The sequence below is a fragment of the Pseudalkalibacillus hwajinpoensis genome (assembly GCF_039851965.1).
GTDB classification, from domain to species: Bacteria; Bacillota; Bacilli; order Bacillales; family Guptibacillaceae; genus Guptibacillus; species Guptibacillus hwajinpoensis_E.
On sequence record NZ_CP156674.1, the window covers coordinates 2,289,164 to 2,304,051 of the forward strand.

The following is a 14,888-nucleotide window of genomic DNA, read 5'->3' on the forward strand; positions in this document are numbered from 1 at the left end:
CGGCATATTACTTTTCCCATGAACATTCTTCTCAATACCAAGAATCACTTCAAGGTCGTTAGCATGCACTTGTTCTTGTAGACGATCTCTCGGATACGCTGTGAAGAATCATATAATCCTAATGACTACATTTGATGAATCCGGTTCAGGTAACGACGAATTGCGTCATATTCACCCTGTAAATCCTGAATCAACATTTCACGGTTATCATTTGAAGTATGACGCTCACTAACCTCTACAGTTGGCACGCCGCCGAGATATTGAAATAAGTCACTTAAAATCCCTGCATGAGTGAATTCCTCCTATGCATGCTCTTTTAATTCATCGATCACAGCGAAATATTCTGCCCCCTTTAACATGCTTGCGTGCTGGGTATATTGGATAAGTGCTGCATATTCACCCACAAGGTCACCATTTAATCCATCGATAATCATCTCAAGAGTTACTTTGTGCATTCTATTCCCCCCTTTAACTTGGGGTCAGGTCAGTCACTGGTGACGGACCTGACCCCACTCTGGTATGCTGAAGCAAAAGGGAACGAGGGGAAATTCTATATGTATGACGTGGTAATAATAGGTGCAGGGGTGAGCGGTATATTTATGGCCTATACGTTGACCAAAGAGCATCCTGAGTACAGCATTCTTTTGATTGATAAAGGAAAGAAGCTTTCCGAGCGAACGTGTAAAACGGATTCAATAAATAGCTGCACTTGTGATGAGTGTGATCAATTTATAGGTTTTGGCGGCCTCGGTAAATCTGAAGGGAAATTTAATTACACGAACGATTTTGGCGGAAGTCTCGGTCGTAAAATAGGAAATGAACGAGCTGAAACACTAATGTATGAAGTGGATGATGTAATTTGCTCTTTCGGTGGAAGTGTAGCAGAGCTTTACGATACCCATAGTCCAGAGTTGAAGAAAAGAGCGGAAAAGCATGGGTTGAGTGTTTTAACAACTTCAGTGCGCCATCTCGGAACGGTGCTTTCAACTTCCATCTTTCAAAACTTATATCTTTATCTTTCTGAGCGAATCGACATATGGTTTGAGACAGAGGTAGTAAGTATAACACCACGAGATCCTTTCATACTTGAGACGAATCAGGGAACTGTTTCTACTGAAAAAGTTGTTATTTCAACAGGTAACAGTGGAAGTGAGTGGATGCGACAGCAATCTCTTAAACTAGGACTCGCGCATGGAACCTCACGTGTAGATCTTGGTATTCGGGTTGAAATGCGAGGATGCCAGCTTGATCAGATTTTAAAAGAAGCATTTGAAACGAAGCTCCACATTAATGGAGATGGTTTTGAGGGCACCACCTATTGCATGAACCCTAATGGAAGAATCATCCGGAAGTATCAGCATGGGCTTGTGATGGCGGATGGGCAAAACAAGCGAGAAAAAGAGGCACCGGGTAGTAATTTAAATTTCACCTTATTTGTTCCATCTTTTTTTGAGACCAAAAAAGAGGCAGGTGGACTTGCAAAGAAGGTGATTGGTGGGATTAATCAAAATAAGGGTAGAATTCTCGTTCAGCGACTGCAGGACTTGAAACTTAAGCGTGCAACGGATGAAGCAATGATGGAACAGAATACCATCCTTCCATCATTAGAAGCGGATGCAGGGAATTTAATTGAAGAAATTCCTGAGAAATTTCTTAAGGCTCTCAATGAATTTCTTGATGCACTTCAAGCTCTTCTGGGGGAACCAATCGATGATGATACACTGCTATATGGAATGGACGGAAAGTTCTATGAACCGAAAATAAAAACAAGCAAGCAGTTCGAGACAGAGGTTTCTGGCCTTTATTTAATTGGCGATTGTTCAGGAGAAACACACTCACTTTCCCAGGCGGCGGCAAGCGGTATATATGTAGCTCGCCTACTATAGAAAAAAGACCGGCAGAAAGCCGATCTTCTATAGCTGCTCGTTTCGATAAACCGATGACTCAGATAACGCTTTTTCTCGTTTAGACATAAACTTCAATGTGAAGACCGAGAATGCAATAAGTGCTATAAGTGTTAAACCAAGATAAAGGTTACTGTAGATCAAGTTGTCTCCTGTTCGAGAGAGAGGGTTCATTGTGAATGCTACATTTTTCATATCAAGAAGGCGTCCAAATATGGCAGAGCTGAAAGCACCTGCAAGGAAGTTTAGTAAATTAAACACGCCCATTCCGACACCGTTTTGATTGTCTGGAAGAATTGATGATAGCAAGTCTGCTGTTGAGCTCTGGATAAGTGGAAAACCGAGATAGGCAATCAACAGACAAGGGACAATAACCCATGGATTGAATCCTGAGAACGTAGAAATGAAAAAGGAGCCGCCTGCAATTAACAGAAGGGCGACTTTAACAACGAAAGTTGGCCCTTTTTGCTCGATGATTTTACCACCTGCCTGTCCTATTAACCCGGCAGCCATTGCGCCAGGGAACAGGACGAGACCGATGTTCAACGTGGATAATCCATTTAATTCTCTGAGCATAATTGGAATGACGAAGATTAACCCAAATAGTGCCGAGGTGCCGAGGAAGCTTGTGAGAACGGTGACCGTATACTTTGTATTTTTTAAAATGACCGGGTCAATAAATGGATGCATAATCGTGAACGTTCGCCATAGAAAAAGGAAGAAAAAAACGATGAAAATAACAAGCAAGTACCATAGGAACGTTGTAATGTAGAATAATAGGGATGCGACAGAAATAGCCATAAGCAATGCACCAGGCAAATCAATTGATCCTTCACGTCGTTCTTCATCAGGTAGCCACTTACGAAACAGCGGTATAGCAAGGGCAGTAGCCACTGAGAAGAGAAATAGAAAACGCCAGTTTAATGTGCCCCCAACTACACCACCAATAATAGGACCAACTCCGGATGCAAATGCCACCGTCGAAGAAATTAATCCGAAAACTCGTCCTTTTTCTTTTGGAAGGAAACGAATCGGAACGATAAAAGCAAGAGCAGGTATGGTTGCACCTCCAACTGCTTGGAGAATACGTGCAGCAAGGAGAGTGGGATAGTTTGGAGAAAGAAATCCGATAAAAGCACCGAGAGAGAAAATGCTGATTCCTACCGTGAAAAGGGTTTTAATCGGATAAATGTCCGCAAGCTTACCGTACATAAGGGAACCGATCGCGAAAACGAGAATGTAGCCAGTTAATACCCAGCTTACTTCGGAAGGGCTGAGGTTAAAGGATGCTGCGATGTCGGGAATGGCCACATTAAACATGGTTCCATTCATAACAGCAAAGGCTAGAATTGTACAAACAAGGATAATGAGCCTTTTGCGCTCGGAAGCATCTAAATTAACATGTTCATGTTGTGGTGAGCCAGTCATTGCTACCCTTCTTTCATTTATTTAGTCACTCGAAATAAGTCATAGTCTCTTCCATCATAGAGTCCAGGCGAATGGATGTAAACTAAGTTGCTTGTGGGATGAGTTCGAGGGCTAACCAATTTCCAGTTATAGACACAAACAGGCTTTTCGATTATGATGAATGAAGAGATCGCTTTATTGGAGGAACAGCTATGCCAACAATTAAAGATGTAGCAAAACGTGCAGGCGTTTCACGCACGACGGTATCAAGAGTGCTAAATGATAATGGGTATGTTAGTCAGGAAGCAAGACAACGAGTTGTTGAAGCGGTCGAAGAAATGGGATATATCCCGAGTGCTCATGCGAAAACGATGAGAACGAAACGTTCAGGGGTTATCGGCGTGATCTTACCGAGAATCAGCACGGAAACGGCCAGTAGAGTAGTTAACGGAATCGAGACTGAACTTGCAGCTAATGGTTATCAAATACTCCTTACGAATACACAATTAAAACCTGAGAAGGAAATTGAGAATATTAGATTGTTGAAAAGTCGTCAGGTAGACGGCATTATTTTGCTTGCAACAAATCGCAACCAGAATCTTCTTGATACGATTGCTGACACGTCTATTCCCTTTGTGGCAATCGGCCAGGAGCTTACTGGAGTGACCTCAGTTGTATACGATGATTATAATTCAGCATTTGCTGTTATTGAATCGTTCATTTCAAAAGGACATGATAAGATTGGGTTTATCGGAGTACCTGAAACTGACCATGCAGTTGGTGTTGTTCGGAAACAGGGTTACTTTGATGCAATGGAAAAACACGGCCTTTCAGTGGAAGAAGGGTGGGTTCAGCATGGAAACTTCAGTTTTGAATCTGGCCATGCAGCAGCTAAACAAATGTTGGCAGAGGCCGAAACCAGACCGACCGCCGTATTTGCTGTTACTGATCGCATGGCAATTGGTGCACTCGGGTATTTTAAAGAGCAAAACGTCCATGTGCCAAAAGAAATGGCGCTATTCGGAATTGGAGCTTCCGATTTATCTCGACATGTCACGCCAGCTTTATCAACAGTAGACTATTTTAATGAAGATGCAGGTCAAAAAACAGCACAGCTGATTTTAGAACAGCTTAATGGGAAAATTTTGGAACAAGAAAAAATTAAACTTAACTATAGACTTATTGAAAGAGATAGTGTATAGTAGCGAATGAAAGCGATGTCAATTTATTTTTAAACATTATGGAATCGTTCACACATCTTTTTCTAGATCTACTATAATAAGAACTACGGACATACGAAGCGAGCGAATGAAAACGCTCGCATCGATTTTTAACCTTTGTGGAATCGATACCATACAAAACGTAGAAATTGAAGGGAGTAAAGAAGAATGGCGACTAATCGTGAAATAGCACAGGAAGTTATTGAAGCTATTGGTGGGGAGGAGAATATCCAATCCGTTGCACATTGTGCAACAAGACTCCGCATTATGGTGCATGACCAGGAAAAGATTGATCAAGAAAGAGTAGAAGGTGTTGAAAAAGTAAAAGGTGCTTTCTATAACTCAGGACAATATCAAGTTATTTTTGGAACTGGAACAGTTAATCGCATTTATGATGAAGTAACAGCACTGGGCTTAACTGGTTCCACGAAGTCAGAACAAAAAGAAAGTGCAGCTAAACAGGGGAATGCTTTCCAGCGTGCGATCCGCTCATTCGGAGATGTTTTCGTCCCAATTATTCCAGCTCTAGTAGCGACCGGTTTATTTATGGGACTTCGCGGCCTTGTTCTCCAGGAAGAAATTCTTGCTCTTTTTGGCTTAACGCCTGGTGACATTTCGGATAACTTTATTCTATTTACTCAGGTTCTAACAGATACGGCCTTTATCTTTTTACCTGCTCTTGTAGCATGGTCAACATTCCGGGTATTTGGAGGTAATCCGACGATAGGGTTGGTACTCGGATTGATGCTTGTTACACCTGCCCTTCCGAACGCATGGGAAGTAGCAGCAGGTAATGCAGAGCCACTTAAGTTTCTAGGATTTATTCCTGTAGTTGGTTATCAGGGTTCTGTTATTCCAGCCTTTGTTGCAGGTTTACTTGGTGCAAAACTTGAGAAACGGATCCGTAAAATGGTTCCGGAAGCTTTAGACCTAATTTTAACTCCGTTTCTAGTGTTGTTAATTATGATTACATTGTCGCTATTTGCAATCGGACCGATTTTCCATACAGTAGAAGAGTACATTATGGATGGCACCATCTTTATTCTTGATCTTCCATTTGGACTAAGTGGACTAATCATCGGGTTCTTCCACCAGATCATTGTTATTACCGGTGTGCATCACATTTTTAATTTCCTTGAAATTCAGCTGTTTGAAAATCTTGGTTTTAACCCGTTTAATCCAATTATCTCAGCAGCCATCGCTGCACAGGGTGGTGCTGCATTAGCAGTAGGATTGAAAACAAAGTCTAAGAAGTTAAAAGCACTGGCTCTTCCATCTGCACTATCTGCTTTTCTTGGCATTACAGAGCCAGCAATCTTTGGGGTAAACCTTCGCTATATGAAGCCATTTGTTATGGGACTTATCGGAGGAGCTGTTGGAGGATTTCTTGCGTCTCTATTCAAGCTAAAAGCAACTGGACTCGCTGTAACGGTTATTCCTGGTACACTTCTTTTCTTAAATAGTCAGATCTTCTTATACCTTCTTGTTAACCTGATTGCCATCGGAATTGCATTTGGATTAACATGGGCATTTGGTTACAAAGACGGTATGCTTGAAAATAAAAAGTAAGACAGTGACATCAGAGAGGGCTCTCAAAAGGGTCCTCTTTCAAAATTTTAGTGATATAGGTGTGATATGATGGATCGAAATGTGGAATTGAAACAACTCGCTGTTAAAGAAATTGAGGCAAATCGTGAAGAAGTTGAAAAGGATCCCTTTCGCCCTCATTTTCATTTGATGCCACCGGTTGGTCTTCTGAATGACCCCAATGGGTTTATTCATTGGAACGGGGTATACCATGTCTTCTTCCAATGGATGCCATTTAAAACTGGTCATGGCGCTAAATTCTGGGGGCATTACACGTCTACAGACCTTATACATTGGGAACTTGCCCCAACGGCATTAGCACCAGGAGACTGGTACGATAAAAATGGGTGTTATTCGGGGAGTGCAGTAACTCATGAGGATAAGCTACTGCTTTTCTATACAGGTAACGTAAAAGATGAAGAGGGCAATCGTGAGACGTATCAATGTTTGGCAGAATCTCAGGATGGCGTCACTTTTGATAAAAAGGGAGTCGTTCTTGAACTTCCAGAGGGATACACACCTCATTTTCGTGACCCAAAAGTATGGAAGCACTTAGGTAAGTGGTATATGGTGATTGGAACCCAGAACCTTGAAGAAGAGGGTAGGGTTGTCCTGTTCGAATCTGAAGACCTAAAGGACTGGACGTTGAAAGGTGATGTGACTGCATCTGGCCATGACAGACTTGGATCGTTCGGGTTCATGTGGGAATGTCCTGATTTATTCGAGCTTGATGGAACCGATGTGCTTCTATTTTCACCTCAGGGTCTTGAGCCTGACGGCGATCAGTATCAAAATGTTTACCAAACAGGATACCTTTCAGGTGCGCTTGATTACGAAATGGGGACATTAGCTCACGGTGAATTTAGTGAGATTGACCGTGGGTTTGAATTCTATGCCCCCCAAACGACCCTTGATGAAAATGGAAGGCGACTTATGATTGGCTGGATGGGTGTTCCGGAACAAGGAGAGGAACATCATCCTACAAAAGCGCATAAATGGATTCATACATTAACCATTCCGCGTGAGCTCAGGTTTGAGAAAGGTAAGCTCATTCAAAGACCTGTGCAAGAGCTTGAAACAATGCGCCATAATAAAGTAGAAAAGAGCGCCACGCTTTCAGAAAATAAAATTGAATGGGAAGAATTGAATGGAACGGTTTATGAATTACTTCTACAGCTGAAAAGCGTGAAGGGCTCATTTTCTGTCGAATTTCGAAATCATGCAACGATGACTTTCAATTCGGTGGCCCAAAAGTTAACGTTTAAACGCAAAAGCTTTGTTAATGGTAACGAGGAAACACGAAGCTGTTCGATGAAAGAAGTGAACGAGCTTAGATTTTATGTAGATGCTTCTTCCATTGAAGTGTTCGTAAATAATGGTGAGGAAGTATTCACGTCTAGAATTTTTCCTGAGCATGGGGATGAGAGTCTTGTTTTTAAAGCGGATGGACAAACAGAGTTCGAAGCAGCGAAGTGGAAGCTTGCCTAATACTCTATAAAGCAACCCCCGGATATTTGTCCGGGGGTTCTTTAATTAAACGGAACGTATGATTCCGCCTTCCACTCGTTGAGCGGATCCGTTGATTGCTGATGATAATGGCGAAGCAAGGAATGCCACTGTACTTGCTACTTCCTCCACTCGAGCAAAACGCTGAATAAGAGATGTTGGTTCATTATCTTTAAAATAGTCACGAGTAAAGTTTTCAAGATCTTTGTTTTCTTCGGCTGCAGCACCTTCCATGAAACTAGCTACGCCATCTGTCCACGTCGGGCCAGGGAGAACGGAATTAACAGTTACATTCGTACCCTGTGTCATTTCAGCAAGGCCTCGTGAAAGGCTAATCATTGAACTTTTCGTTACCGAATATGGAAGCATTTGGGTAAGTGGCTTAACCCCTGCCTCACTTGCGATGTTTAATATGCGGCCTGAATCACGAGAAAGCATGTCAGGAAGGAAGTGTCGAGAAAGACGAATTGCACTTAGAACATTTATTTGGAAATACGTCATCCATTCTTCATCGGAAACATCGGTGAATGCTTTTACTTCGAACATCCCCATATTATTAATCAGAATATCAAGAGAACCGATGTTGTTTACCTTTTCAATAAGTTTGTTGCTATCATCCTCTTTTGCAAGATCACCTGCAATGCCATGTACAGTTCCGAGTGTGGATAATTCTTCTACGACACCCTGAACACGTTCTTCTGTTCGTCCGTTAATGATGACTTCCGCACCTTCTTTTAATAGCGTTTCAGCAATACCTCTACCAATTCCTGATGTTGATCCTGTTACAAGTGCTAATTTATTTGTTAATTGTAAGTCCATAACAATCTCCTTTCGAAACTAGATTTACCAAAACTGTACCAGACAGTATAAATGCTTTACAACCCACCCGACTCAAGAATGAAGCGCATTTTAAAGCAAGCGCTTTATTATCCATTACCGTAAAAAGATCCCACAAATTTGACGAAAGTATGTATGAAATGTGTCGAAAAAGTGATAAAAACATGAGTAACTTTTGACACTTTGTGACATCTGTCACATTTATAGAAAGAACCTGCTACAATAGCAAATGGTAACAGGCGCTTATTGTCATTTTTTGTTGAAATCTACTTAACTAACATAGAGAAAGAAAGGAAGGTGGCCTTGCGGTGAAGCGAATGAAGTCAATGCTTGCTCTCGGTATGTTTCTAGCCGTTATGGTACTGAGTGGTTGTAGTAATTTAACCGTACTTGATCCAAAAGGACCTGTAGCAGAACAACAAGCAAATCTAATTCTTTTCTCAATTGGATTTATGCTGTTTATTGTTGTTGTCGTATTTGTTCTATTTACATTAATTCTAGTAAAATATCGAGAACGTAAAAGTGGGCCTGAATATGAGCCTCCTCACATTGAGGGTAATGTGTTCCTTGAAATTGTGTGGACAGTTATTCCAATTATTATTCTAATTGTTCTTGCAGTCCCAACGGTGCAAACAATTTTTGCATTGGAGAAGCCTCCAGAGGCAACATCTCATAAAGATCCGATCGTGATACACGCAACTTCGGTCGACTGGAAATGGGTATTTAGCTATCCGGAAGAGAATATTGAAACGGTTAATTATCTTCATATTCCAGAGGATCACCCGATTTTATTCAAGCTTTCATCTGCAGATTCAATGGGTTCATTCTGGATTCCGTCATTAGGCGGGCAGGAATACACGATGTCTGGCATGATGACTGAACTCTATTTGCAGGCAGATGAAATTGGTGAATATCGTGGTCGTAACTCAAACTTTACGGGTGAAGGATTCACTGAACAGGTGTTTACAGTAACGGCTGAATCTGAAGAAGATTACAATGAATGGGTTGAAGAGGCGCAAGAAGCGCCTGAATTAACTCAGGAGAAATACAATGAGCTTATGTTGAAGGGACATGCTGAAGAGATGACTTTCTCAGAAACACACCTTCAATGGGTCAATCATGGGATGGATGCTGAATACGCAACAAAAGTGCGTAACGGTGAATTAAATGAGGAAGATGATTCTCATGATTCCCACTCAGGTATGGACCATAAAGATTCCGAGAAAGATTCTGAGTCAGACTCGCATTAAGAGAGGAGGAAAACAACATGAAATGGGATGAATTTTTTGTTACCGGGGATCCGTTAATATATGGCGCTGATGTTTCGATCGCATTAACATTGATCGGCGCAATATTCGCTCTAACATATTTCAAGAAGTGGAAATGGTTGTGGACAGAATGGCTAACAACTGTTGACCACAAAAAACTCGGTATCATGTATATCATAGCAGCGGTTCTTATGCTATTCCGCGGTGGTGTTGATGCCTTGCTCATGAGGGCGCAATTAACTGTACCAAATTCAGATTTCCTGGATGCTACCCACTACAACGAAATTTTCACAACTCACGGTACGATCATGATTATCTTCATGGCGATGCCGTTCTTGATTGGTTTAATTAACGTTGTCGTTCCACTACAGATTGGTGCGCGAGACGTAGCTTATCCGTTTTTGAACGCGGTAAGTTTCTGGACATTTTTCATGGGGGCTATGCTCTTTAACATTTCTTTTGTTATCGGCGGATCGCCTTCTGCTGGTTGGACAAGTTATGTTCCTTTAGCTGGACTCGAGCTGAGTCCTGGAGTAGGACAGAACTACTATCTGCTCGGCTTACAAATTGCAGGTATAGGTACATTGCTAACGGGAATTAACTTCCTTGTTACAATCTTGAAAATGAGAGTACCTTCTATGAAGCTCATGCAAATGCCTATATTTACATGGTCTTCCTTAATTACCATGGTTATTATTATCTTTGCATTCCCGGTTCTTACCGTCGCACTTGCACTTATGACATTTGACCGTTTGTTTGGAAGTCACTTCTTTACGATGATGGACGGCGGTATGCCAATGCTATGGGCAAACCTCTTCTGGATCTGGGGTCACCCTGAAGTATATATCGTTATTCTTCCAGCGTTCGGTATGTTCTCGGAAATTATTAGTACATTCGCACGTAAAACACTTTTCGGCTATAAAGCAATGGTTTACTCCATGGTTGTTATTGCAGGACTAAGCTTCCTCGTATGGGTTCACCACTTCTTTACAATGGGAGCAGGTGGAGCAGTTAACTCGTTCTTCTCAATCACAACGATGCTAATTGCTGTTCCGACAGGTGTGAAGATATTTAACTGGCTTTTCACTCTGTACAAAGGACGAATACGATTTACAACGGCGATGTTGTGGTCGCTTGCCTTTATTCCGAACTTCGTTATCGGAGGAGTAACGGGTGTTATGCTTGCCATGGCAGCAGCTGACTATCAATACCATAATACGTACTTCCTTGTTGCTCACTTCCACTACGTGCTCATCTCGGGTACTGTATACGCTTGTTTTGCAGGATTATACTTCTGGTATCCAAAAATGTTCAATCACCGTTTGAACGAGCGTCTTGGTAAATGGAGCTTCTGGATTTTCGTAGCAGGATTTAACCTTTGTTTCTTCCCGATGTACTTCCTTGGTCTTGCAGGAATGCCTCGTCGTATTTACACATACGGCATCGGAGACGGTTGGATGAGCATGAACGTCCTTGCTACATTTGGCGGAGTTCTTATGGGAATCGGCTTCTTGATTCTTGTTTATAACATTTACTACAGCTTCCGCTATTCTCCACGTGAAACAACTGGTGACCCGTGGGATGGAAGAACGCTTGAATGGTCAACACCAGCACCAGTCCCGCACTACAATTTCGCTCACCTTCCTGAAGTGAAGGGACATGATGCATTCTGGATTATGAAAGAAGAGAAGAAGCAAGGGAGGTCACCAGAGAAGAAACCTTATAAGCCAATTCATATGCCAAGTTATTCAGGCGTACCGATTGTCATGAGTGTGTTCTTCTTCATTTCAGGCTTTGGGATGGTATTCTCATGGCACTGGATGTCGATCCTTGGTTTAATCGGAGTTCTTGCAACAATGGTCATTCGTTCATTTGATTATGATAAAGGCTTCTACGTAAGTGTAGAAGAAATAGAAGAGCATGAGAAAAAGACTACCTTATAAAGGAGGCGTGACGCATGGAATCAGTCGAATATTCTCCTAACACGCCTTTGGAATATCAGTCGGAAACTGGCCGTCTGAATATTCTAGGCTTCTGGATCTTCCTTGGCGCCGAAATTGCCCTGTTTTCAACATTGTTTGCGACCTACTTAGTGTTAGTAGGTCGGACAGCTGGCGGTCCAGGACCAGAAGAGCTTTTTGAAATAAGTGGTGTGTTAATTGAAACGTTTTTGCTACTAACAAGTAGTTTCACATGTGGACTTGCCATACACTATATGAGAAACCATTCTCTTAAAGGTTTGTTTCTCTGGTTAGGCATTACACTTGCATTAGGTCTAGGATTCCTAGGATTTGAAATTTATGAATTTGTTCACTATATTCATGAAGGTGCAGCACTAACAACGAGTGCTTACTGGTCGGGCTTCTTTGTACTAGTTGGAACACACGGTGCCCACGTAACAATGGGTATCGCATGGATTTCACTTATTTTGATTCAATTAAAGCAGCGTGGATTAACACCTGATACAACAAGGAAGGTCTTTATTTCAAGTCTATACTGGCACTTTCTTGACGTTGTGTGGATCTTCATCTTCACAGCAGTCTACTTGTATGGGATGGTGATGTAAGATGTCCTCTAATAACGAGCAGACGAACAGCCATAACCACTTCCCATGGAGCCATGTGATCGGATTCGGTCTATCGATTGTATTAACATTAATAGCTTTATGGGTAGGATTCTACTCAGGATTCAGTCTTACAACGATCATGATCATTGTTGTAATACTTGCATTGATTCAAGCATCCATTCAACTCTTAATGTTTATGCATATTACGGAGAGCGAAGATAGTCGAATACAGACCGGTACGATTCTATACGCTGTCTTTATCGCAGTTGCCGTTGTGGCTGGCTCAATCTGGGTTATGTCTTTTGGAATGCAATATATGAATATGTAAAAAAAGAAAACGCTGTTCACCCGAAGTGGGTAGACAGCGTTTTTTTATTATTCGATAGTTGGCATTTTCTTAGCTAGAGAACGTTCCTTCAAGAAAGGTCGAGCGAAAATGAGATAAGCAGCAAGATGGGCAAAAAGAACGTTAATGGCAAAAAGAGCAATAAAGATCGTATGTGCAACTGGAGCCATTCCGCCTCCGATATAGAATATTAGTAGAGCCCAGATTACCACAATAAATGGCGTGTGAAGAAGCGCAAGCTTCTTATAATCTTGCCACAGAAACAGTGGTGTAGCCGTAATAACGAAAAGATAGACCATATAGACATCCATAGTTAACAACTCCTTTTAATGATACCGCTTACAAATTATGATTTGTGTCAGAATTAAGAATAATTTGTGACTGTTTTGTTACAATCAGTATACCATAATTGTTCAAAAATTCTACACATATTTGAGAATAATTTGTCCGAACTCTATGCTTTAAGTAAAATGTAGAGGAAGTGGGGCGTGTTATGAAAAGAATCTCTTTGCTTATTTTATGGATTGGATTTATTTTCTATGCAGTGTTTTTTTAGCACCGGATGGAAATGGGAACTACTTATCTGACTTAATCAAGATGAACAACCCTGACCCTGGTTTGCTTGCCGTGTTTTCACTACTTGGAGGGGTTATTCCAATTATTGGACCATTCATTATTGTTATGAAAAGAAGTCATTCAATACAGGAGGATGAACATGCGTAAACTTGAGAAAAAAGAAGTAATCGATGCGATACGGCTTTCGGAATATGCTTTTCAATATAAAATCCCTGAAAAGGATCTAGAGAAGAAGATAGCTGCCTATAGTGAGCATGAAATCTGGGGAGATTATGAAGAAGGAAGTCTTGCAGCCAAACTTCACCTGATTGATTTTGAAACGTTTATTGCCGGCAGGTCCTTTGCAATGGGAGGGGTTGCTTCAGTTGCTACATATCCGGAGTTTAGAAGAGGTGGCAGGGTTGCACGTCTGCTTCGACATGCACTTGTAGAAATGAAAAATAAAGGCCAAACAATATCCTATCTTCATCCTTTTCACATCCCGTTTTATCGCAAATTCGGATTCGAAGTGCTTAGTAGTTGGAAAAAGCTCAAATTAAATAAGGAAGATTTTAACACGTTACCTCAAGTAGGCGGAAAAGTACGTAGAATTGCTCTTACAAATGTGTATGAAACACTTAATCCAGTGTACGAAGAATTTGCTCAACGCTTCAATGGCATGCTTGTGCGCACTGAAAGCTGGTGGAAGGAACGGGTTTATTCAGAAGGGTTTTTATTTGCTGGCTATACGAATGAAGAAGGGAATATAACTGGGTATGTGTATTATCAAGTGAAAGATCGTTCCCTTGAAGTGGAGGAATTTGTCTGTCTGGATGGGGAAGCGAGAAGAGGTCTATGGAACTATCTGTGTCAGCATGATTCCATGATTGAAGGTGGAACGATTCTAACGCACGAAGGAGATCCATTTCCTTTCATACTTTCGAATCCAAAAGTGAAAACAAATGTTGAGCCATATTTTATGGCACGAATTATCGACGTTGAAGCCTTTCTACAACTCTATCCATTCGAATTGAATGAGGGTGAATCTCTGTTTCTACATATTATTGATGAACAGGCTGAATGGAACAATGGTAGTTTTCAAATTCATTCTGACGGTGTAAAGATGTTTAAAGGGGATAATACTAATGCCTCCTGCAAGCATCCACCAAAACGTGGACTTCGCTGTAATATTAGTACACTCACGGCTATTCTGACTGGATACCAGAACCCTGCATTTCTATATGAAGCTGGTTTACTTCAAGGGCCTAAGAAGGACGTTGAGGTGTTGAAGGGGATTTTGTCGAAGAGAGAAACAAATTTTATGGATTTCTTTTAAATGGAGAAATTTAGACCATCGCAATGAGTGTTTAGGTATGAATTAGGTAACTTGCCAATGCAATCCATGGTTCGACATACAATTCATGTCTTCTTAATTACTATACAATGAATGAGTGAGATACCTGATTAAAATGGTCGTTCGCATTAATCTGGCAATACCTTGACAAATAGTTAATAAATTGATATTTTTGTTAAAATATAATTTCTTATCCAGAGAGGTGGAGGGACTGGCCCTTTGAAACCTCAGCAACAGGTCCATCGGATACTGTGCTAACTCCAGCGGGTGATAAACCTGATAGATGAGAGCCTTCGGTTTTATTTTGTCAGTAACGCACTCTTTTAGAGTGCGTTTTT

14 protein-coding genes and 1 riboswitch are annotated in these 14,888 nt (G+C 41.3%); of the genes, 10 read left to right on the forward strand and 4 right to left on the reverse strand.

Annotated elements, in window-relative coordinates:
• Positions 1-302: 302 nt before the first annotated feature.
• Positions 303-455 (reverse strand): hypothetical protein, encoded by a 153-nt coding sequence (locus ABFG93_RS12015; protein ID WP_347548272.1) that lies wholly within the window; start codon positions 453-455, stop codon positions 303-305.
• A 99-nt stretch (positions 456-554) separates the two neighbouring features.
• Here ABFG93_RS12015 and ABFG93_RS12020 point away from each other — a divergent pair, with 99 nt between their 5' ends.
• Positions 555-1,886 (forward strand): NAD(P)/FAD-dependent oxidoreductase, encoded by a 1,332-nt coding sequence (locus ABFG93_RS12020; RefSeq protein WP_347548273.1) that lies wholly within the window; start codon positions 555-557, stop codon positions 1,884-1,886.
• A 27-nt stretch (positions 1,887-1,913) separates the two neighbouring features.
• Here ABFG93_RS12020 and ABFG93_RS12025 read toward each other — a convergent pair whose 3' ends face one another.
• On the reverse strand, positions 1,914-3,332 hold the full coding sequence (locus ABFG93_RS12025) for an MFS transporter (RefSeq protein WP_347548274.1): 1,419 nt from the start codon (positions 3,330-3,332) through the stop codon (positions 1,914-1,916).
• A 191-nt stretch (positions 3,333-3,523) separates the two neighbouring features.
• Here ABFG93_RS12025 and ABFG93_RS12030 point away from each other — a divergent pair, with 191 nt between their 5' ends.
• The 3 genes from ABFG93_RS12030 to ABFG93_RS12040 all read left to right on the forward strand — a co-directional run bounded on the left by ABFG93_RS12030 (position 3,524) and on the right by ABFG93_RS12040 (position 7,606).
• Complete coding sequence (locus ABFG93_RS12030; RefSeq protein WP_347548275.1) at positions 3,524-4,513, forward strand: LacI family DNA-binding transcriptional regulator; 990 nt, start codon at positions 3,524-3,526, stop codon at positions 4,511-4,513.
• A gap of 186 nt (positions 4,514-4,699) precedes the next feature.
• A complete protein-coding gene (locus ABFG93_RS12035) occupies positions 4,700-6,100 on the forward strand; it encodes a sucrose-specific PTS transporter subunit IIBC (protein ID WP_347548276.1) in 1,401 nt (466 codons plus the stop codon).
• Positions 6,101-6,169: 69 nt separating this feature from the next.
• A complete protein-coding gene (locus ABFG93_RS12040) occupies positions 6,170-7,606 on the forward strand; it encodes a sucrose-6-phosphate hydrolase (protein ID WP_431522089.1) in 1,437 nt (478 codons plus the stop codon).
• Between the two features lie 45 nt (positions 7,607-7,651).
• Here ABFG93_RS12040 and ABFG93_RS12045 read toward each other — a convergent pair whose 3' ends face one another.
• Entirely contained in the window at positions 7,652-8,443 is a 792-nt protein-coding gene (locus ABFG93_RS12045; RefSeq protein WP_347548278.1) for an SDR family NAD(P)-dependent oxidoreductase, read from the reverse strand.
• A 335-nt stretch (positions 8,444-8,778) separates the two neighbouring features.
• Between ABFG93_RS12045 and qoxA the strand changes: the two genes are divergently transcribed.
• Genes qoxA through qoxD form a run of 4 tightly spaced genes read left to right on the forward strand, consistent with a single transcriptional unit; the run spans position 8,779 to position 12,623 of the window.
• Positions 8,779-9,711: a cytochrome aa3 quinol oxidase subunit II gene (gene qoxA, locus ABFG93_RS12050; RefSeq protein WP_347552824.1), complete on the forward strand. Its 933-nt coding sequence runs from the start codon at positions 8,779-8,781 to the stop codon at positions 9,709-9,711.
• A 17-nt stretch (positions 9,712-9,728) separates the two neighbouring features.
• On the forward strand, positions 9,729-11,672 hold the full coding sequence (gene qoxB / locus ABFG93_RS12055) for a cytochrome aa3 quinol oxidase subunit I (RefSeq protein WP_347548279.1): 1,944 nt from the start codon (positions 9,729-9,731) through the stop codon (positions 11,670-11,672).
• Positions 11,673-11,686: 14 nt separating this feature from the next.
• The gene (gene qoxC / locus ABFG93_RS12060; protein WP_194218222.1) at positions 11,687-12,295 is read left to right on the forward strand and encodes a cytochrome aa3 quinol oxidase subunit III; all 609 of its coding nucleotides are present in this window, start codon (positions 11,687-11,689) and stop codon (positions 12,293-12,295) included.
• A 1-nt stretch (position 12,296) separates the two neighbouring features.
• On the forward strand, positions 12,297-12,623 hold the full coding sequence (gene qoxD / locus ABFG93_RS12065) for a cytochrome aa3 quinol oxidase subunit IV (protein ID WP_347548280.1): 327 nt from the start codon (positions 12,297-12,299) through the stop codon (positions 12,621-12,623).
• 47 nt (positions 12,624-12,670) lie between these two features.
• Here the strand turns inward: qoxD and ABFG93_RS12070 are convergent, their stop codons facing one another.
• Positions 12,671-12,952, reverse strand: a complete 282-nt coding sequence (locus ABFG93_RS12070) for a spore morphogenesis/germination protein YwcE (protein ID WP_347548281.1) — start codon at positions 12,950-12,952, stop codon at positions 12,671-12,673.
• A 208-nt stretch (positions 12,953-13,160) separates the two neighbouring features.
• Between ABFG93_RS12070 and ABFG93_RS12075 the strand changes: the two genes are divergently transcribed.
• Together ABFG93_RS12075 and ABFG93_RS12080 are read left to right on the forward strand one after the other, a co-directional pair.
• Positions 13,161-13,364, forward strand: a complete 204-nt coding sequence (locus tag ABFG93_RS12075) for a hypothetical protein (protein WP_347548282.1) — start codon at positions 13,161-13,163, stop codon at positions 13,362-13,364.
• The gene (locus ABFG93_RS12080) at positions 13,357-14,532 is read left to right on the forward strand and encodes a GNAT family N-acetyltransferase (protein ID WP_347548283.1); all 1,176 of its coding nucleotides are present in this window, start codon (positions 13,357-13,359) and stop codon (positions 14,530-14,532) included. Before ABFG93_RS12075 ends, ABFG93_RS12080 begins: the two co-directional genes overlap by 8 nt.
• A 205-nt stretch (positions 14,533-14,737) precedes the next feature.
• A riboswitch (SAM riboswitch) is annotated at positions 14,738-14,840 on the forward strand.
• Positions 14,841-14,888 lie beyond the last annotated feature (48 nt).